This is a genomic window from Mycobacterium sp. NGS18 (genome assembly GCF_059813185.1).
In genome coordinates this window covers 103,015-120,719 of sequence record NZ_JCALEC010000002.1, presented here as the reverse complement: position 1 = coordinate 120,719, position 17,705 = coordinate 103,015, and the positions used below count along the sequence as shown (strand labels likewise).

Here is a 17,705-nt window from a genome sequence, read left to right as displayed (position 1 = left end):
CGTCGGGGTATCGGTGTCTGCCCCGACGCTACCCGCTCATTCCGGTGCGAGGCGACCGATAAGGTCGAATCGCGTCGTTGGTATTTCGTTTGTGGGCCTGTACGTCTGCTCCAAGAAGATATCGCCCGTACCGCGATCCCGGCGTCTGACGCGCTGGCGCGTGTCGTCGGCGTTATCCAGCCGTGAGACGGCCGGCGCCCAGGAGCCCTACAGTGGCGAACGTGGGGTTCGCCGTGCCCGACGATACCGTGCTCGTCGCCGATGGGGGGCTGGCTACCGAGCTGGAAGCCCGCGGTGCCGACCTGGCGGATCCGCTGTGGTCGGCCCGACTACTACTCGACGGCCCCGAAGAGGTTGCGGCCGTACACGCCGCGTTTTTCGCCGCGGGCGCGCAGATCGCGACCACCGCCAGCTATCAGGCGAGCTTCGAAGGTCTCGCCGCCCGCGGGGTCGACCAGCCTGACGCGGTGGCGCTGCTACACCGCAGTGTGGAACTCGCCCGCGCGGCCGGCGGCGGCGCGCGTGGGCACTGGGTGGCGGCCTCGATCGGGCCGTACGGCGCCGCCCGTGCTGATGGCTCGGAATACGTTGGCCGGTATGGTCTTTCGGTTGCCGAGCTGGCGGCGTGGCACCGCCCCCGGCTGGAGGTCCTGGCCGGCGCCGGGGCTGACGTGCTCGCGCTGGAAACCGTGCCCGACATCGACGAGGCCGAGGCCCTGGTGGGCCTGGTGCGCGAAGCGCAGGTACCGGCCTGGCTCAGCTACACCATCGACGGCACGGCGACTCGTGCGGGACACCCGCTGACCGACGCCTTCGCGGTCGCGGCCGGGGTGCCACAGATCGTCGCGGTCGGGGTGAACTGCTGTGCACCCGAGGATGTACTGCCGGCCATCGAGATCGCCCGCCGGGTCACCGGCAAGCCAGTGATCGCCTACCCCAACAGCGGGGAACGCTGGGGCGCCGGGGGCTGGGTGGGGCCGGCGCGCTTCTCCCCCGAGTTGGTACCGCGGTGGGTGGCCGCCGGTGCCCGCATCGTCGGTGGCTGTTGCCGAGTGCGCCCGGCCGACATCGCGGCGATGGCAGCCTTGTTGCGCGAGAAGACGTGAAAGCCCCCTGTAGCGGTGCTACGAGGGGGCTTTCACGTCTGCTCGCGAGAAAAGGCTCAGGCGGTCTGCGCCGAGAGCTTGCGGTACTCCAGCACGGTGTCGATGATCCCGTACTCCTTGGCCTCGTCGGCGGTGAGGATCTTGTCCCGGTCGGTGTCCTTGCGGACCTGCTCGGGATCCTTGCCGGTGTGGCGGGCCAGGGTGGACTCCATCAGGGTGCGCATCCGCTCGATCTCGGCGGCCTGGATCTCCAGGTCGGAGAACTGACCCTGGATCACCCCGGACAGCGACGGCTGGTGGATGAGCACCCGGGCGTTCGGCAGCGCCATCCGCTTGCCCGGCGTGCCCGCGGCCAGCAGCACCGCGGCAGCCGAGGCGGCCTGCCCCAGACACACGGTCTGGATGTCGGCCCGCACGTACTGCATGGTGTCGTAGATCGCCATCAGCGACGTGAAGGAGCCGCCCGGGGAGTTGATGTACATGGTGATGTCGCGGTCCGGGTCCAGGGACTCCAGCACCAGCAGCTGGGCCATGATGTCGTTGGCGGATGCGTCGTCGACCTGCACGCCGAGGAAGATGATCCGCTCCTCGAACAGCTTGTTGTACGGGTTGGACTCCTTGACGCCCCAGCTGGAGTGCTCGACGAACGACGGCAGGATGTAGCGCGCCTGCGGCTGGATTTCAGGGTTCATGATGCGGCTCCGTTGGTGTGGGCGCGGGTGATGATGTGGTCGACGAAGCCGTATTCCAGCGCTTCTTGAGCGGTGAACCAGCGGTCGCGGTCGGAGTCGGCCTCGATGCGCTCGATCGGCTGCCCGGTGAATTCGGCGTTGAGCCGGAACATCTCCTTCTTGATGACCGCGAACTGCTCGGCCTGGATCGCGATGTCGGCGGCGCTGCCGGTCACCCCGCCCAGCGGCTGGTGCATCAGGATCCGGGCGTGCGGCAGCGCGTAACGCTTGCCCTTGGTGCCCGCCGCGAGCAGGAACTCGCCCATCGAGGCGGCCATGCCCATCGCGTAGGTGGCGACGTCACACGGCGCCAGCACCATGGTGTCGTAGATCGCCATCCCGGCGCTGATGGAGCCACCCGGGGAGTTGATGTACAGCGAGATGTCCTTGGTGGGGTCCTCGGCGGCCAACAGCAGGATCTGGGCGCACAGCCGGTTGGCGATGTCGTCGTCCACCTGCGACCCCAGGAAGATGATGCGTTCTCGCAGTAGGCGCTCGTATACGGAGTCGACGAGATTCAGACCGGGCTGGCTCACAGTGGGATACCTGCTTTCTCGAGATTCATATGCACCGACCCTAACGAACCGGCGGCGCTGGGGGCGGTCCGAACCGGCTTCGTTCGCTTACAGCGTCACTCGTCGGATGCCGCCTCGGCTTCGGCCGCCTCGTCTGCGGCCACGTCCGTCTCCTCAGTTCCGACCGCCACGTCGTCCCCGGCGTCTGCGTCAGGGGCCTTGCCGGTACCGAAGAACTCGGCGGTGTCGATCTCATTGCCGTCGGTGTCGGTGACCGAGGCGGCGCGCACCGCCGCTGCCAGCGCCATGCCCCGGCGCACGTCGGCGAAGACCGCGGGCAGCTGGTTGTTCTGCTGCAGGAACTGCATCAGCTGCTGGGGGGCGATACCGTACTGACGCGCCATCAGCACCAGGTGCTGGGTGAGGTCGTTCTGGCCCACCTGGATCTCCAGCTTGTCCCCGAGCGCGTCGAGCAACAGCTGCGTCTTGACCGACTTCTCGGCCTCGGTGCGGGTCTCGGCGTCGAACTCGGCCCGCGAGGACCCCTTGTCGGCCAGCGCCTCGGCGAACTTGTTCTCGTCGTGGTCGAGACCGTGCAGGGCGTTGTGCAGTGCATTGTCGACGTGCGCCTGGACCACGGCCTCGGGCAGCGGCATCTCCACCTGCTCGACCAGCGTCTCCAGCGTCGCCTCCCGCACCTTCTCGGCCTGCTGGATGCGCTTGGTCCGGGCGACCTGCTCGCTGAGGCTCTCCCGCAGCTCGGCGATGGTGTCGAATTCGCTGGCCAATTGCGCGAACTCGTCATCGGCCTCGGGCAACTCGCGTTCCTTGACCGACTGGACCGTCACGGTCACCTCGGCGTCCTTGCCGGCCTGCGGGCCGGCGGCCAGGGTGGTGGTGAAGGCCTTGCTCTCCCCAGCCGAGAGCCCCACGATGGCGTCGTCGAGTCCCTCGATGAGCTGACCCGATCCCACCTGGTGCGACAGCCCCTCGGTGCTGGCCCCCTCAACGGCTTCCCCGTCGATGGTGGCGTCCAGGTCGATCGAGACGAAGTCGCCGTCGGCGGCCGGCCGGTCGACGCCGGTCAGCGTGCCGAACCGGGCACGCAGCGACTCCAGCTCGGCGTCGACCTCGTCGTCGCCGACCTCGATCGGGTCCACGCTGATCTTGAGCTGCTCGAGGTCGGGCAGCGCGATCTCCGGGCGCACGTCGACCTCGGCGGTGAAGGTGATCTGGTCACCGTCGTCGAGCTTGGTGACCTCGATGTCGGGCTGACCGAGGGGCTTGAGGTCCGAACTGGTCACCGCCTCGCTGTAGCGACTGGGCAGCGCCTCGTTGACCACCTGCTGCAGCACCGCGGCGCGGCCGAAGCGGGCCTCGATGAGCTTGGCCGGCGCCTTGCCCGGCCGGAAGCCCGGCATCCGCACCTGCTGGGCCAGCTGCTTGTAGGTCCGGTCGAAGTCCGGCTGCAGCTCGGTGAACGGCACCTCCACGTTGATGCGAACCCGGGTAGGGGTCAGCTGCTCGACGGTGCTCTTCACGGGCGTACTCCTCGATATCGTTGACGGTCAGTCGTGCCGGTGCGGCGCGCGCTGCTGGTCGGGGTGACAGGATTTGAACCTGCGGCCTTCCGCTCCCAAAGCGGATGCGCTACCAAGCTGCGCTACACCCCGCACTGACCAGGCGATCCTACGGCCCGGCGCCCACGGCAACACAGCCGCCCGCACCGCACGGCCGCACCGGGGTGCCAATTGGATTTGGAGTCGACCACGCCGGTACAGTCTGCCCTGGATATTGCGGGCGTAGCTCAATGGTAGAGCCCTAGTCTTCCAAACTAGCTACGCGGGTTCGATTCCCGTCGCCCGCTCGATACGGGGATTTTCCCTGGCAGGAAGGCACGCCTATGGGCGGCACACGGCACGTCCAGATTCACGGGTCGTGCTCGCCGCGCTTCGAACGGGTGCGGTATGAGTTCGAGCGTAATTTCACCCTGCGCGAGGAGCTCGGGGCCGCGGTCGCGGCGTACGTGGATGGCGAGCTCGTCGTCAATCTGTGGGCCGGGTCGACCGACGTCGAGGGCTTACACCCCTGGCAAAAAGACACGCTGAGCACCGTGCTGTCGGGCACCAAGGGACTGACCAGTACCTGCGTGCACCGACTCGCCGAATCCGGCGAACTGGATCTGCGCGTTCCGGTGGCGCACTACTGGCCGGCATTCGGCCAGGCCGGTAAGCAGGACATCTCGCTGGCCATGGTGCTGGCCCATCGCTCCGGGGCGATCGGGCCGCGCGAACCGATGCACTGGCGCGACGTCACCGACTGGGACCTGGTCTGTGAACGGCTGGCCGCCGCCGAGCCGTGGTGGCGGCCGGGCACCGCCCAGGGCTACCACATGACTACCTACGGCTTCATCATCGGCGAGGTCGTCAAACGAGTGACCGGTATGACGGTGGGCCAGTATCTGCACAGTGAGGTCGCCGGTCCGCTCGGCGCCGAGGTGCACATCGGTGTGCCGGCCGACCAGCAGCCCTACCGTTGCGCCGATCCGGTGGGCAAGCCGACGATCCGGGAGATGCTGGCCTCGGCCGGTGCACCGAAACGTCCGACCTCGCTGGAGCAGCATTCCAAGGCGGGGCTGGCGGTGGCGATGGGGTTCGCTCCCGACGACGAGATCGCCACCAACGACCTGACGCTGTGGCGGCAGCTGGAGTTTCCCGGCACCAACGCCCAGGTCTCGGCGCTGGGCATGGCCACGTTCTACAACGCGCTGGTGCAGGAGAAGCTGCTCAGCCGTCCCGCGATGGACCGGCTTCGGGTGTTGCAGGGCGGCACCGAAACCGACCTGGTGCTCGGGCCGCGGGTCGCCGAGCACGGCTGGGGCCTGGGCTACATGCTCAACGCCCAGGGGGTCAACGGACCCAACCGCCGGATCTTCGGTCACGGCGGCCTGGGCGGCTCGTTCGCATTCGTCGATCTGGAGCACCGGATCGGCTACGGCTACGTGATGAACCGGTTCGACCACACCCAGGCCAACGCCGACCCACGCAGCGTGGTGCTGTCCAACGAGATCTACCGGGCGCTCGGCGTGCCGATCCGGCCCCGGCGCGAAACCGTCTACGACGACTGACGGTTTGGCGCCGGCCCGCTAGCCCGCCTGGCAGGACGGGCACCAGAACACGTTGCGGCCCTCCAGTTCCGCGGTGCGCACCGTGGTCGCGCACAGCCGGCACGGATCGCCGGCGCGGCGGTAGACGTAGGTGCGCGGCTTGCCGGTGGCATAGGCCGGTGCGCCGTGATCGTGTTCCGGCCGGACCACGACGATGTTGCCGCGGCGCAGCCCGACCTTCATCAACGCCACCAGATCCGCCCAGATCGCGGCGAATTCCGCTTCGCCGATCTCGGTGCCGGGCCGGTACGGGTCGATCTGATGCCGGAACAGCACTTCGCTGCGGTAGACGTTGCCGACGCCGGCCAACACCGATTGATCCATCAGAAGCGCAGCTACCGCCTTGCGGGACTTGGTAATTCGCTTGAAGGCCAGCGCCGGGTCGGCGTCGCTGCGCAGCGGGTCGGGCCCGAGTCGCGCGATCACGTCGGCGACCTGCGCCTCGTCGATCACCTCACAGGCGGCCGGGCCGCGCAGGTCGGTGCCGTACTCGGCACCGATCATGCGCATCCGGACCTGGCCGACCGGTGCCGGCACGCCGTCGGCGAGGTGGAATTCGGTGAAGTGGCCGTAGATGCCCAAGTGGACGCGCACGATCGGGCCGCCGGCGTAATGGTGAAACAGGTGCTTGCCCCACGCCTCGGCGCGGGTCAGCCGCCGGCCGCTGACGGCTGCGGCGCCGGATTCGAACCGGCCCTGCGGACTCGACACCGCGACCGGGGCGCCGGCAAAGCGGCGCTGATGCAACCGGGCCAGCCGGTGCAGGATGTGCCCCTCGGGCATGCCGGACGGTCGCTTGGGTCAGACCGGGGCGCCGGGCACCGGCGGCGCCTCGTGCGTGCGCTCGTAGGCCGCCAGGATGTCGATGCGGCGCTGGTGGCGTTCGGCTTGCGACCACGGCGTGCTCAGGAACGCGTCGACGATCGCGAGCGCTTCAGCGGTGGAGTGCATCCGGCCGCCGATGCCGATCAGCTGGGCGTTGTTGTGCTCCCGCGCCAACTGCGCGGTTTCGGTGCTCCACGCCAGCGCACACCGTGCCCCGGGCACCTTGTTGGCGGCGATCTGTTCCCCGTTGCCGGATCCGCCGATCACGATGCCCAGGCTGTCCGGGTCCGCCACCGTGCGCGACGCCGCGGCGATGCAGAACGCCGGGTAGTCGTCCTCGGCGTCGTAGCTGTAGGCCCCGCAGTCGACCGGTTCGTGCCCGGCCTGCTTCAGGTGCTCGAGGATCTGCTCTTTGAGTTCGTAACCGGCGTGGTCGCAGCCGAGGTAGACGCGCATGGCGGCCATTGTCTCAGACCCGGTCGACTCCCAGCTCACGCCGGTATCAGTCGAATTCGGGCCCCTCAGCGCGGGAGCGCTTGAGCTCCCAGAAATGCGGGTAGGATGCGAACGTCACCGACGCGTCCCACAGCTCACCGGCCTGCTCGCCACGCGGGATGCGGGAGAGCACCGGTCCGAAGAACGCCACCCCGTTGACGTGGATGGTCGGGGTCCCGACGTCCTTGCCGACGGCGTCCATCCCGGCGTGGTGGCTCTTGCGTAGCGCCTCGTCGTAGCTGTCGGTGGTGGCGGCATCGGCCAGTTCGGCCGGCAGGCCCACCTCGGCCAGCGCACCGGTGATGACGTCGGGGAAGTCCTTGTTGTTCTGGTTGTGGATTCGGGTTCCCATCGCGGTGTACAGCGGGCGCAGGACCTCGTTGCCACGCTGCTGCTCGGCGGCGATCGCCACCCGCACCGGGCCCATCGCCTTCGTCAAGCCCTCGCGGTACTCCTCGGAGAGGTCGTCGCGGCCCTCGTTGAGGACGGCCAGACTCATCACGTGGAAGGTCACATCGATATCGCGAACCTTCTCGACCTCCAGGATCCACCGCGAGGTGATCCAGGCCCAGGGGCACAGCGGGTCGAACCAGAACTCGGCTTGAGACCGTTCAGACATCGACCTTCCTCTCGAGCCGGTGCTCGTCGTCGGACACCACCATGGCCACCGTGTTCGGCGTTCTACTCTCCGCTGCCGGAGTTCTCAGCCGAGCGGTCATCGTATTTGGGGTTGCCTTCGTCATCGAGCCAATCGCTGACCGCGGTTCCGCTGACCGTCCCGCCGGTTCCCGGCATGACGACGGTCGGCCGATCATCATCCTGGGCGTCCAGCTGCTTAGTGGCTTCCTCGATTTGCTCCTGGGTGGGCTCGGGTTTTTCGGTTCTGGCGGCCTTCCCCTCGCCTGATTCCTGGCGCGGCTCTTCATCCTGTGCGCTCACCGCAGACCGTCCTTCGCCGAGATTCCCCTACGTTCGGAACTCTACCGCGAACGGCAGCTATGGGGCGTCGAGTGGCGCCCAGCGGCTACTGTTGGCGGGCGTGGCACTTCCCAACCTCACCCGCGACCAGGCCGCCGAACGCGCCGCCGCGGTCACTGTCGGCAACTACCGGATCACGCTCGATTTGACCGACGGCAACGGCCGGCCGGGCGAGCGCACCTTCCGCTCCACCACCACCGTCGCCTTCGACGCCTTGCCCGGCGCCGAGACGGTCATCGACCTCGCCGCCGCGACCGTCCGCAGCGCCACCCTCAATGGCCGCGCGCTCGACGTCTCGGCCTACGACGAGTCGACCGGCATCACCCTGCCCGGCCTGGACACCCACAACGTCGTCGAGATCGACGCCGACTGCTACTACTCGAACACCGGCGAGGGTCTGCACCGCTTCGTCGACCCGGTCGACGACGAGGTGTACCTGTACTCCCAATTCGAGACCGCCGACGCCAAGCGGATGTTCGCCTGTTTCGATCAGCCGGACCTCAAGGCCACCTTCGACATCACCGTCACCGCACCGGAGCACTGGCAGGTGGTCTCCAACGGCGCCACGGCCGCAATCGAGGCGGGTGTGCACACGTTCGCGACCACCCCGAAGATGAGCACCTACCTGGTGGCGCTGATCGCCGGACCGTACGCCAAATGGGACGACGTCTACCGCGACGAGCACGGCGAGATCCCGCTGGGCCTGTTCTGCCGGGCCTCGCTGGCACCGCACATGGACGCCGAGCGCCTGTTCACCGAGACCAAGCAGGGATTCGGCTTCTACCACCGCAACTTCGGCACGCCGTATGCGTTCGGCAAGTACGACCAGTTGTTCGTCCCGGAGTTCAACGCCGGGGCGATGGAGAACGCCGGGGCCGTAACCTTCCTGGAGGACTACGTCTTTCGCAGCAAGGTGACCCGGGCGTCCTACGAGCGACGCGCCGAGACCGTCCTGCACGAGATGGCGCACATGTGGTTCGGCGACCTGGTCACCATGCGCTGGTGGGATGACCTGTGGCTCAACGAGTCCTTCGCGACCTTCGCCTCCGTGCTATGTCAGAGCGAGGCGACCGAATACACCAGCGCCTGGACCACATTCGCCAACGCGGAGAAGTCGTGGGCCTACCGCCAGGACCAGCTGCCGTCGACGCATCCGATCGCCGCCGACATCCCCGATCTGGCCGCCGTCGAAGTCAATTTCGACGGGATCACCTACGCCAAGGGCGCATCCGTGCTCAAGCAACTGGTGGCCTACGTCGGGCTGGAACACTTCCTGGCCGGATTGCGCGACTACTTCGCCGCACACGCCTTCGGCAACGCGACCTTCGACGACCTGTTGGCCGCACTGGAGAAGGCATCCGGGCGCGACCTGTCCGACTGGGGCCGGCAGTGGCTCAAGACCACCGGCCTGAACACCCTGCGCGCCAACTTCGATCTCGACGACGCCGGGAAGTTCAGCCGGTTCGCCGTCACCCAGGACGGCGCCGCCCCGGGCGAAGGCGAGACCCGGGTGCACCGGCTGGCCATCGGTATCTACGACGACGACGGCACCGGACGCCTGGTGCGCACCCACCGCGAAGAACTCGACATCGAGGGTCCGGCGACGGCCGTGCCTGGGCTGGAAGGGGTTTCGCGCGGCAAGCTGATCCTGGTCAACGACGACGACCTGACCTACTGCGCGCTGCGGCTGGATGAGGAGTCGCTGGCGACCGCCCTGGAACGCATCGCCGATATCGCCGAGCCGTTGCCGCGCACGCTGGTGTGGTCGGCGGCCTGGGAGATGACCCGCGAGGCCGAGCTGCGCGCCCGGGATTTCCTGGCACTGGTGCAAGGCGGTATTCACGCCGAAACCGAGGTCGGGGTCGCCTCGCGGCTGCTGCTGCAGGCGCAGACCGCGCTGGGGTTCTACGCCGACCCCGGCTGGGCCGCGCAGCACGGTTGGCCGGCGTTCGCCGACCGGCTGCTGGAATTGGCCCGCGCGGCCGACGGCGGCTCCGATCACCAGCTGGCCTACGTCAACGCGCTGTGCACGTCGGTGCTGTCCGAGCGGCACACCGCGGTACTGGCCGCGCTGCTCGACGCCGACCCGGCAGATCAGGGGTTGGCCGGCCTGGCGGTCGACACCGATCTGCGCTGGCGGATCATGGTGGCCCTGGCCCGCAGCGGCGTGCTCGACGCCGAGGCGATCGACGCCGAGATTCGACGCGACCCCACCGCGGCCGGCCAGCGCCAGGGCGCCCAGGCCGCGGCGGCGCGACCGCAAGCAGCAGTCAAACAGGCGGCGTGGCAGCAGGTGATCGAGGACGACACGCTGGCCAATATCACCGGCCGGGCAATCATCGCCGGGATTGTCCAGCCTGGGCAGGGCGAACTGTTGGCGCCGTTCACCGAGAAGTACTTCGCCGCGATCTCCGGTGTCTGGGAACGGCGCTCCAGCGAGGTGGCGCAGACGGTGGTGATCGGCCTGTACCCGGGATGGGACGTCAGCCAGGCCGGGTTGGACGCCGCCGACACGTTCCTGGCCGATCCCACGGTGCCCTCGGCGCTGCGGCGATTGGTCCTGGAGGGACGGGCCGGGGTGGAGCGGTCGCTGCGGGCACGCACGTTTGATCGCGCCTGAACAGACGCCGCTTGAACGACGGGCTTACCGGTATCCTCCGTCGGACAATCCGGCCTCCCGCTCAAAACTGTTGGTGCCGCGCAGGATCAGCGCCTTCGCCTCCTCGGCCAGATAGCGCGCGGGCATCTGTATCGGGCCAAGGTCGGCCCACTGCTGGGCGTGGATCTCCTCGTGATGCAGCACCCTGTCCAGATCGGGCCCACCGCTCGAGATCCGTCCGGATTCGACGATGTCACGCAACTGGTGAGCCGGGTCGGAGATCCGAGTGACGTTGACCATGAACAGGTCACCCCACATGGTGCCGGCTCGTCGGCTGAGCTGGGCGTGAAACCGGTTGCCCCCCAAGCCCATCAGTACGCCATTGGGAGTGGTGACCAAGCAACCGCCGGTGTTGCCGATACCCCGGACAGCCTCGTAGCTCCAGCGATTCGCGTGCTGGCGCGCGACGATCCGCCCCGCCTCGACGGCGCCGTACGGTGTCTCGGGAAAGTCGTTGCCGCTGCCGGCCCGGCCGTAGCCGGTGCCGGCGTTGAGGATGTAGGTCAGCAGTGTCGCGTGGCGGGCTTGCTTGGCGCCGGCACCCCGGGGAATCACGAAGAAGCTCTTACCGTCCGGGTCGGTGATGTGCTCCATCGCGTCGAGAGCCCGAAAGCTATCGCGGGTGATCCGCCGCTGACGGACGATGTCGGCCACGTCCTGCGGCGCGACGCCGCGCCGGTCGAGGTTGGCCAGCCAGCTGCGATGGGCCGGGGACGCGGTGACCGCGACAGCGCGGCCTGAGCCGGGCACGCTTGCGACCGATGCGACGGCGACTAGGCCGGGGGGATGCCGGCGCTGAGCACCTGCACCGCGCTGACCAGGCCGCCGATCAGGTCGCCGTCGGTGAACGCCGCAGCGGCGGCGGCCACACCCTGGGGAGCCGCTGCCGGGGCGATGCGCGCACCCACGCCGGCGCCGTAGACCACCTCGATGGCCCGCTGGTCTGGCGATACCGCGACCAGCACCGCGTCATTGGGGGTGGGCACCTTTGCCAGGATCTCGCCGGCCCGCGCGGCGGAGTCTGAGCCCAGGTCGCCGATGTAGACGGCGAACCGGGCGCGCGACGCCCGCGACGCGTACGTCAAAGCGTCATCGAGGGCCACCAGCCCCTTGACCGGGAACGGATAGTGCAGCGACGCCTCGCCGGGCTCGGTGACCCCGGAGATCCGACCGCTGTAGGTGATCGCCGATCCGTACGGCAGGTCCGCCGGATCGATCGTCGCGACCTCACCAGTTGCCACTGGCTCCACCCCCCACGCTGAACTCGGACTTGCCGTGACCGTGCCCGCCACCGACGACCTCATCGGTCGCCGCCCACAGGATCGGTGGATGCGTCCAACTGTCGGACATCTTGTAGACGGCCGCACGCGGCCCCTTTTGCATCCAGATCCGCGATGACAGCAGCAAGACCAGCACTACCGGAATGCCGACGAAGTAGCCGAGGAATGACAACACGCTCACGCCGTAGACCGTATCCCACCGCGGATTGATCGGTGCGGGAACCCGGGCCGACGCGACTACGCCGGCGATCCGGGCCGACTATGTTCGGCGGCATGGTTTTGGCAGCGGCAGTCCAGTTGGACGCGGTTCTCGGCGATGTTCCCACCAACCTCGCGGCCTGTGAACGGCTGGCCGACGAGGCGGGGCGAGCCGGCGCAGCGATCATCGCGCTTCCGGAGTTCTTCAGCACCGGGATCGGTTTCGAGCCCTCCCTGGCTACCGCTGCACTGCCCCCCGATGGTGCGGCCACCGAGTTGCTCACCGCCCTGGCCCACCGGCACCGAGCGCTGGTCGGCGGATCCTTCCTGTGCCGCGACGCCGACGGCCACGTCCGTAACGCCTACCTACTCGCCGATCCCTACGGCGTGGTGGGCCGCCACGACAAGGACCTGCCGACGATGTGGGAGAACTCCTTCTATACCGGCGGCGACGACGACGGCGTGCTCGACGCGGCCGATCACCCGGTGGGGGCGGCGGTGTGCTGGGAGCTGATGCGCACCCAGACCGTGCGCCGGCTGCGGGGCCGGGTGGACCTGGTGATGACGGGCTCGGGTTGGTGGTCGATTCCGCGGTGGCGCCCGCACACACTGTTCGACCGCCTGGAACGCAATAACGCCGGCACCGCCCGGCACGCGGCGGCCTCGTTCGCCGGGTACGTCGGTGCGCCGGTGGTGCACGCCGCCCATGCCGGTGCGCTGTCCTGCGCCATGCCCTGGGTGCCGATGACCTATCGCGGCCACTTCGAAGGTGCGACGCTGATCGCCGCCGCGGACGGCACCGTCGTCGCCGAACGGCGCGCCGAGGAAGGCGAAGGGGTGGTACTCGGCGACATCACGCTGCAGCGCCAACCGCCCCGGCTCGAACCGCCGGCCGGCTTCTGGCTGCATGCCCGCGGGACGCTGCCCACCGCGGTGTGGCACTACCAACGCTGGCACGGACGGCGCTGGTATGAGCACCACGTAGTGCAAGCCACCTAGCTCAGGCGGCGCCTTCACCGAGGTAGCGCATCCACACCGGATCGAGGTCGTTGATCACCGCCAGCAGCCGCCAATGCTGACCCTTCGGCGACGTCGGCACCAGCCGCAGCGTCCACCCGAGCTCGGTGAGCAACCGGTCCGCCTTGCGATGATTGCAGGCCGAACAGGCGGCCACACAGTTCTCCCAGGAGTGGTCGCCGCCGCGACTGCGCGGCACCACGTGATCGACGGTGTCGGCCTTGCCGCCGCAGTAGGCGCAGCTGTGCCGGTCACGGTGCATCAGCGCGGCGCGGGTCAACGGGATGCGGGCGCGGTAGGGCACCCGGACATACGACCGCAGCCGGATCACCGACGGCACCGTCACCGAGCGGGTCGCCGAATGGATGACCGGGCCGGTCGGGTCGTCGTGCACCACGTCGGCCTTCCCGCAGATCAGCATGACGATGGCGCGCCGCAGCGGAAGCGCCGTCAACGGCTCGAAGGTGGAGTTCAGCAGCAACACGCGCCGGCGGGTCCAGATCGACGCGGCATCAGTCGCGGGCACCGGGCCGGTAGTGGCGACCGAGTGCAGGCAGGGGGCAGCGGCAAGCCCGGACAGGCTCGCCGTGGGGGCACCGGGTCGGCGGTGGCCCCGGCGTTTCATATCCGGCTTCGGGGACGGTTTTTGTGCTGCACCATAAATCCTCCGCCGAACAGTTCACCATGATTCGGCGCTGGTCGCACGCCTATTTGCTGTGTGTTCATTGGCAGGAACGCCCGATGCCCCACAATGGTGGGCGATGCAGCCGATAGAAGAGCCCTCGTTTTATGACGCCGTCGGCGGTGCGGAAACCTTCCACGCCATCGTCGCGCGGTTTTATCAACTGGTCGCCCAGGACGCGATCCTGCGCCCGATGTACCCGGCCGACGACATGGACGGCGCCGAGGAACGCCTCCGGATGTTCCTCGAGCAGTACTGGGGCGGGCCGCGCACCTACACCGACCGTCGCGGCCACCCGCGGCTGCGGATGCGGCACATCCCCTACCGCATCGGCCCGCTGCAGCGCGACGCCTGGCTGCGCTGCATGGTCACCGCGGTCGACGAGATCGACTCCGAGACCCTCGGAGACGAACATCGCGCCGAACTGTTGCACTACCTGCACTCAGTGGCCGACTTCCTGGTCAACGCACCGATCTGATGGGCGCCGAGAACCCGTGGTGGGCCAGCAGTGTGTTCTACCAGGCCTACCCGCGCTCCTTCGCCGACAGCAACGGTGACGGGGTCGGCGACCTGGACGGGGTGATCGCCCACCTGGACTACCTGCAGGGTCTGGGGATCGACGCGATCTGGCTGAACCCGGTGACGGTGTCGCCGATGGCCGATCACGGCTACGACGTAGCCGATCCGCGCGACATCGATCCGCTCTTCGGCGACCTGGCGGCGCTGGACCGGCTGGTGACCGCCGCCCACGAACGTGGCATCAAGCTGACCATGGACCTGGTGCCCAACCACACCAGTTCGGCGCACCCGTGGTTCGTCGAGGCCCTGGCGTCCGCGCCCGGCGGTTCAGCGAGCCTCGACGAAGGAGAGGCGAAGCTGGGACCGGCGCATAAGCCGGGCAGTCGCGCACGGGCGCGCTACTTCTTCCGGGACGGCCGGGGGCCGAACGGGGAGCTGGCGCCCAACAACTGGCTGTCGGTGTTCGGCGGGCCGGCGTGGACCCGGGTCACCGGCCCCGATGGCCCGGGCCAGTGGTACCTGCACCTGTTCGACACCACCCAACCGGATCTGAACTGGGACAACCCAGAGGTGATGGGCGATTTCGAGCAGACCCTGCGGTTCTGGCTGGACCGCGGCGTGGACGGCTTCCGGATCGACGTCTCCCACGGCATGGCCAAGCCGCCCGGACTGCCCGACATGCCCGTCACCGACGTGGAACTGCTGGCGCATCAAGACGACGACCCACGGTTCAACCAGCCCGGGGTCCATCCGATCCACCGTGCGATTCGCGCCGTCTTCGACGACTACCCGGGCGCGGTGTCCGTCGGCGAGGTCTGGGTGCACGACAACGACCTGTTCGCCGAATACCTGCGTCCGGACGAACTGCACCTGGCCTTCAACTTCCGGCTGCTCCAAGCCGACTTCGATGCGGCCGAGATCCGCGACGCGATCGAGAACTCCCTGGCCGCGGTCGCATCGGTGGACGGCACCGCTACCTGGGCGCTGGAGAACCATGACGTGCAGCGGTCGGTCACCCGCTACGGCGGCGGGGCGGCCGGGCTGGCGCGGGCCCGGGCGATGGCCTTGGTGCTGCTCGCGCTGCCCGGGGCGGTGTTCGTCTACAACGGCCAGGAGCTGGGACTGCCGGAAGTCGAGTTGCCCGATGCGGCGCTGCAGGACCCGGTGTGGGAGCGCTCCGGGCACACCAAACGCGGCCGGGACGGCTGCCGGGTGCCGATGCCGTGGTCGGGCGACGCGCCGGCCTTCGGGTTCTCCGAGCGGACCGACACCTGGTTGCCGATGCCGGCGCAGTGGGCGCCGCTGACCGTCGAACGTCAAGCCGGTGACGCCGGCTCGACCCTGGCGCTCTACCGGCGAGCGATCGAATTGCGCAGCGCCCATGTCGGTTTCGATGCCCGCGTCGAATGGCTGCCCGCGCCGGACGGGGTGGTGATGTTCCGGTGCGGCGGGCTGGTGTGCGCGCTCAACGCCGGCGACGAACCAGTGGCGCGGCCGGAGGGTCAGCTGATCTTGGCCAGCGCACCGGCGGCCGACGGTGTACTGCCGCCCGACACCGCGGCGTGGCTGGTCTGACGGCTTAGCGGCGACTGCGGCCCTCGTGCCCGCTTGTGGCGCCGGCGAATTCGGCCACCAGATCGGCCAGCTGGTCCGGTTGATCGATCATCGAGAAGGTGCAGGCGTTTTCGATGAGTTCCAGTCGGGCGTTCGGCAACGCATCGGCGAGGCGCTTGCCGTCGTCAACGGGGAAAAACCGGTCATCGGCAGACCACGCGATGAGCGCCAGCTTGGCGAACCCACCAAGCCGCGCTCCCGCGTCCAGGGTGGTCTGCTGGTGCAGCGACTTGGTGAGGTGGCGAAGATCCTCGGCGATTGCCGCATCGCGCAGACCCGGTTTCACCCACTCGGCCACCAGATGGTCGATGTCGCCGTGGGACAGCGCCCCGAAGCCGCGCCGGCGGAAGGTGCGCAGCCGCATGGGTTGTAGCGCGGCGCGGAAGGTAATGGGTGTCTTGGCCGCCAGCATGAACGGTTTGAGGATCGGCGGCGGGAAATGTTCGAAGGCGTCGCAGCTGGTGAGAACCAGCGCACCGAGTCGGTCCGGGTGGTGCACCGCTACCAGCTGAGTGATCACGCCTCCGGTGTCGTTGCCGACCAACACCACGTCGTCGAGCGCGAGTGCGGCCATGAAGGCGTTGACCATCGCCGCGATGCCCGGCAGTGACCGGTCTGCTGCGGGCCGCAACGCGGTCTGATGCGCGCCCAGCGGCCAGGTCGGGGCGATGCAACGCAGATTTCGCGCGGCCAGCCGTGCGCTCAGCGGCCCCCACAGGGACGAGCCCATGGCGTAGCCGTGGACGAACAGCACCGGACGGCCGTCCGGCGGCCCTGCGGTGTCGTAGTGGATGGTTCCGGCGTCAATGTCAACGGTGGGCATTGGATGCTCCTAACATAGTTACGTGCAACCTGCCGATAACTTACCGACAGCCTGTACGGAAATCAAGCGTCGGACGCAGGCGGAGCGTTCGGCCGCCACCCGTGCGGCGCTGACCAGCGCTGCGCGCACGCTGTGGGGCGCGCGCGGCTTCGCCGCGGTGGGCACCCCCGAGATCGCCGAGGCCGCCGGAGTGACCCGCGGCGCGATGTATCACCAGTTCCCGGACAAGGCAGCGCTGTTCCGCGCGGTGGTCGAGGCCGTGGAAGCCGACGTGATGGCGCGCCTCGCCGAAGCCGTCGCCACCTCCGGGGCGAGCACTCCCGCCGCCGCGTTGCGGTCCGCGGCGGAAAGCTGGCTGGTGGTGGCCAACGACCCGGAGGTGCGCCAGCTCATCCTGCTCGATGCGCCAAACGTCCTCGGCTGGGACGGTTTTCGCGATGTGGCCCAGCGCTACAGCCTGGGCATGACCGAGCAGTTGCTCAGCGAAGCGATGAAGGCCGGCCAACTCCCCCGGCAGCCGGTCCGCGCGCTGGCGCACGTTCTGATCGGCGCACTCGACGAGGCCGCGATGCTCGTCGCGACAGCCGAGGACCCCGACCAGACGCGCGACGAGGTGAGCACGGTGGTGCGTCGGTTGCTGGACGCCATGTTGACCGAGGGCTGATCCCCCGGTAATCCCACCGGACTGTGACGGTTACCGCACCCACTGCTCCAAATAAGCCCGATGCTCCGGTGACAACCGCACCAGCTTCTGCTCGTCGATGCTGAACGCGGCCAACTGGGTCTCGGCGATCACCGCCGGTTTCGCATCGGGTTCGGCGCTCACTGAACGCACCTCGTAGCCGATGGTGAAGTCGACCGCGCGCAGCCGCGAGATCCACATCGTCACCTGCAGCGGCGAATCCATCAGCCGCAGTTGCCCTTTGTAGGCGACCCGGACCTCGGCGATCAGCAGGCCGACACTGGTGATGTCCACCGCGAACGCCGGTGACAGGAACGGCACCCGCGCTTCTTCGAGGATGGTGACCATGGTCGCGTGGTTGACGTGCTGATACATGTCGATGTCCGACCAGCGCACCGGAATCGACGCGATGAAG

At 68.6% G+C, this 17,705-nt stretch carries 20 protein-coding genes and 2 tRNA genes; 8 read left to right on the top strand and 14 right to left on the bottom strand.

Going from position 1 to position 17,705, the window contains the following annotated elements:
* Positions 1 to 221 precede the first annotated feature (221 nt).
* A complete protein-coding gene (mmuM, locus tag AC5Y31_RS04195) occupies positions 222 to 1,106 on the top strand; it encodes a homocysteine S-methyltransferase (RefSeq protein ID WP_499978280.1) in 885 nt (294 codons plus the stop codon).
* Positions 1,107 to 1,162: 56 nt separating this feature from the next.
* Here the strand turns inward: mmuM and clpP2 are convergent, their stop codons facing one another.
* The 4 genes from clpP2 to AC5Y31_RS04175 form a co-directional block, all read right to left on the bottom strand.
* Complete coding sequence (clpP2, locus tag AC5Y31_RS04190) at positions 1,163 to 1,798, bottom strand: ATP-dependent CLP protease proteolytic subunit ClpP2 (RefSeq protein ID WP_064854936.1); 636 nt, start codon at positions 1,796 to 1,798, stop codon at positions 1,163 to 1,165.
* On the bottom strand, positions 1,795 to 2,373 hold the full coding sequence (locus AC5Y31_RS04185) for an ATP-dependent Clp protease proteolytic subunit (RefSeq protein WP_046315102.1): 579 nt from the start codon (positions 2,371 to 2,373) through the stop codon (positions 1,795 to 1,797). The genes clpP2 and AC5Y31_RS04185 overlap by 4 nt, the downstream gene beginning before the upstream one ends.
* A gap of 95 nt (positions 2,374 to 2,468) precedes the next feature.
* Positions 2,469 to 3,893: a trigger factor gene (gene tig, locus AC5Y31_RS04180; protein WP_499978276.1), complete on the bottom strand. Its 1,425-nt coding sequence runs from the start codon at positions 3,891 to 3,893 to the stop codon at positions 2,469 to 2,471.
* 55 nt (positions 3,894 to 3,948) lie between these two features.
* Positions 3,949 to 4,025: transfer RNA gene (locus tag AC5Y31_RS04175), tRNA-Pro, on the bottom strand.
* Positions 4,026 to 4,148: 123 nt separating this feature from the next.
* Between AC5Y31_RS04175 and AC5Y31_RS04170 the strand changes: the two genes are divergently transcribed.
* Positions 4,149 to 4,219 (top strand) — tRNA-Gly (locus AC5Y31_RS04170).
* 36 nt (positions 4,220 to 4,255) lie between these two features.
* Entirely contained in the window at positions 4,256 to 5,479 is a 1,224-nt protein-coding gene (locus AC5Y31_RS04165; protein WP_499978273.1) for a serine hydrolase domain-containing protein, read from the top strand.
* Between the two features lie 18 nt (positions 5,480 to 5,497).
* Here AC5Y31_RS04165 and AC5Y31_RS04160 read toward each other — a convergent pair whose 3' ends face one another.
* The 4 genes from AC5Y31_RS04160 to AC5Y31_RS04145 form a co-directional block, all read right to left on the bottom strand.
* Complete coding sequence (locus AC5Y31_RS04160; protein ID WP_065025695.1) at positions 5,498 to 6,301, bottom strand: Fpg/Nei family DNA glycosylase; 804 nt, start codon at positions 6,299 to 6,301, stop codon at positions 5,498 to 5,500.
* 18 nt (positions 6,302 to 6,319) lie between these two features.
* Positions 6,320 to 6,799 carry a ribose-5-phosphate isomerase gene (locus AC5Y31_RS04155; protein WP_065025721.1) on the bottom strand — a complete coding sequence of 160 codons (480 nt, stop codon included), beginning with the start codon at positions 6,797 to 6,799 and terminating at the stop codon, positions 6,320 to 6,322.
* A 46-nt stretch (positions 6,800 to 6,845) separates the two neighbouring features.
* Positions 6,846 to 7,457: a mycothiol-dependent nitroreductase Rv2466c family protein gene (locus AC5Y31_RS04150; RefSeq protein WP_065025696.1), complete on the bottom strand. Its 612-nt coding sequence runs from the start codon at positions 7,455 to 7,457 to the stop codon at positions 6,846 to 6,848.
* Positions 7,458 to 7,519: 62 nt separating this feature from the next.
* Positions 7,520 to 7,777, bottom strand: a complete 258-nt coding sequence (locus tag AC5Y31_RS04145) for a hypothetical protein (protein WP_065025697.1) — start codon at positions 7,775 to 7,777, stop codon at positions 7,520 to 7,522.
* 100 nt (positions 7,778 to 7,877) lie between these two features.
* Here AC5Y31_RS04145 and pepN point away from each other — a divergent pair, with 100 nt between their 5' ends.
* Positions 7,878 to 10,436 carry an aminopeptidase N gene (gene pepN, locus AC5Y31_RS04140; protein ID WP_065025698.1) on the top strand — a complete coding sequence of 853 codons (2,559 nt, stop codon included), beginning with the start codon at positions 7,878 to 7,880 and terminating at the stop codon, positions 10,434 to 10,436.
* A 24-nt stretch (positions 10,437 to 10,460) separates the two neighbouring features.
* Here the strand turns inward: pepN and AC5Y31_RS04135 are convergent, their stop codons facing one another.
* The 3 genes from AC5Y31_RS04135 to ctaJ are packed head-to-tail and all read right to left on the bottom strand — an operon-like array spanning position 10,461 to position 11,936.
* Positions 10,461 to 11,225 (bottom strand): hypothetical protein, encoded by a 765-nt coding sequence (locus AC5Y31_RS04135; RefSeq protein WP_499978269.1) that lies wholly within the window; start codon positions 11,223 to 11,225, stop codon positions 10,461 to 10,463.
* A 23-nt stretch (positions 11,226 to 11,248) separates the two neighbouring features.
* Complete coding sequence (locus tag AC5Y31_RS04130; RefSeq protein WP_065025699.1) at positions 11,249 to 11,716, bottom strand: DUF5130 family protein; 468 nt, start codon at positions 11,714 to 11,716, stop codon at positions 11,249 to 11,251.
* Entirely contained in the window at positions 11,703 to 11,936 is a 234-nt protein-coding gene (ctaJ, locus tag AC5Y31_RS04125; protein WP_301636520.1) for an aa3-type cytochrome oxidase subunit CtaJ, read from the bottom strand. The genes AC5Y31_RS04130 and ctaJ overlap by 14 nt, the downstream gene beginning before the upstream one ends.
* A 92-nt stretch (positions 11,937 to 12,028) precedes the next feature.
* Here ctaJ and AC5Y31_RS04120 point away from each other — a divergent pair, with 92 nt between their 5' ends.
* Positions 12,029 to 12,952 (top strand): carbon-nitrogen hydrolase family protein, encoded by a 924-nt coding sequence (locus AC5Y31_RS04120; protein WP_499978266.1) that lies wholly within the window; start codon positions 12,029 to 12,031, stop codon positions 12,950 to 12,952.
* A 1-nt stretch (position 12,953) separates the two neighbouring features.
* Here AC5Y31_RS04120 and AC5Y31_RS04115 read toward each other — a convergent pair whose 3' ends face one another.
* Positions 12,954 to 13,595, bottom strand: a complete 642-nt coding sequence (locus AC5Y31_RS04115; protein WP_065025701.1) for an HNH endonuclease — start codon at positions 13,593 to 13,595, stop codon at positions 12,954 to 12,956.
* Between the two features lie 136 nt (positions 13,596 to 13,731).
* On the opposite strand from AC5Y31_RS04115, the gene AC5Y31_RS04110 reads away from it, so the two are divergent.
* Complete coding sequence (locus AC5Y31_RS04110; RefSeq protein WP_499978264.1) at positions 13,732 to 14,130, top strand: globin; 399 nt, start codon at positions 13,732 to 13,734, stop codon at positions 14,128 to 14,130.
* On the top strand, positions 14,130 to 15,746 hold the full coding sequence (locus AC5Y31_RS04105) for a glycoside hydrolase family 13 protein (protein WP_065025703.1): 1,617 nt from the start codon (positions 14,130 to 14,132) through the stop codon (positions 15,744 to 15,746). Before AC5Y31_RS04110 ends, AC5Y31_RS04105 begins: the two co-directional genes overlap by 1 nt.
* Positions 15,747 to 15,750: 4 nt before the next feature.
* Here the strand turns inward: AC5Y31_RS04105 and AC5Y31_RS04100 are convergent, their stop codons facing one another.
* Positions 15,751 to 16,608 (bottom strand): alpha/beta fold hydrolase, encoded by an 858-nt coding sequence (locus AC5Y31_RS04100; protein WP_499978263.1) that lies wholly within the window; start codon positions 16,606 to 16,608, stop codon positions 15,751 to 15,753.
* A gap of 22 nt (positions 16,609 to 16,630) precedes the next feature.
* Here AC5Y31_RS04100 and AC5Y31_RS04095 point away from each other — a divergent pair, with 22 nt between their 5' ends.
* Positions 16,631 to 17,272 carry a TetR/AcrR family transcriptional regulator gene (locus AC5Y31_RS04095; protein ID WP_499978261.1) on the top strand — a complete coding sequence of 214 codons (642 nt, stop codon included), beginning with the start codon at positions 16,631 to 16,633 and terminating at the stop codon, positions 17,270 to 17,272.
* Positions 17,273 to 17,302: 30 nt separating this feature from the next.
* Here AC5Y31_RS04095 and AC5Y31_RS04090 read toward each other — a convergent pair whose 3' ends face one another.
* Positions 17,303 to 17,701: an acyl-CoA thioesterase gene (locus AC5Y31_RS04090; RefSeq protein WP_499978954.1), complete on the bottom strand. Its 399-nt coding sequence runs from the start codon at positions 17,699 to 17,701 to the stop codon at positions 17,303 to 17,305.
* Positions 17,702 to 17,705 lie beyond the last annotated feature (4 nt).

Bases quoted from the DNA above. Each gene is read 5' to 3' on its own strand.
- clpP2 (WP_064854936.1), bottom strand. From the start codon at position 1,798: ATGAACCCTGAAATCCAGCCGCAGGCGCGCTACATCCTGCCGTCGTTC.
- AC5Y31_RS04165 (WP_499978273.1), top strand. From the start codon at position 4,256: ATGGGCGGCACACGGCACGTCCAGATTCACGGGTCGTGCTCGCCGCGC.
- AC5Y31_RS04160 (WP_065025695.1), bottom strand. From the start codon at position 6,301: ATGCCCGAGGGGCACATCCTGCACCGGCTGGCCCGGTTGCATCAGCGC.
- AC5Y31_RS04155 (WP_065025721.1), bottom strand. From the start codon at position 6,799: ATGCGCGTCTACCTCGGCTGCGACCACGCCGGTTACGAACTCAAAGAG.
- AC5Y31_RS04150 (WP_065025696.1), bottom strand. From the start codon at position 7,457: ATGTCTGAACGGTCTCAAGCCGAGTTCTGGTTCGACCCGCTGTGCCCC.
- AC5Y31_RS04120 (WP_499978266.1), top strand. From the start codon at position 12,029: ATGGTTTTGGCAGCGGCAGTCCAGTTGGACGCGGTTCTCGGCGATGTT.
- AC5Y31_RS04115 (WP_065025701.1), bottom strand. From the start codon at position 13,595: ATGAAACGCCGGGGCCACCGCCGACCCGGTGCCCCCACGGCGAGCCTG.
- AC5Y31_RS04110 (WP_499978264.1), top strand. From the start codon at position 13,732: ATGCAGCCGATAGAAGAGCCCTCGTTTTATGACGCCGTCGGCGGTGCG.
- AC5Y31_RS04105 (WP_065025703.1), top strand. From the start codon at position 14,130: ATGGGCGCCGAGAACCCGTGGTGGGCCAGCAGTGTGTTCTACCAGGCC.
- AC5Y31_RS04100 (WP_499978263.1), bottom strand. From the start codon at position 16,608: ATGCCCACCGTTGACATTGACGCCGGAACCATCCACTACGACACCGCA.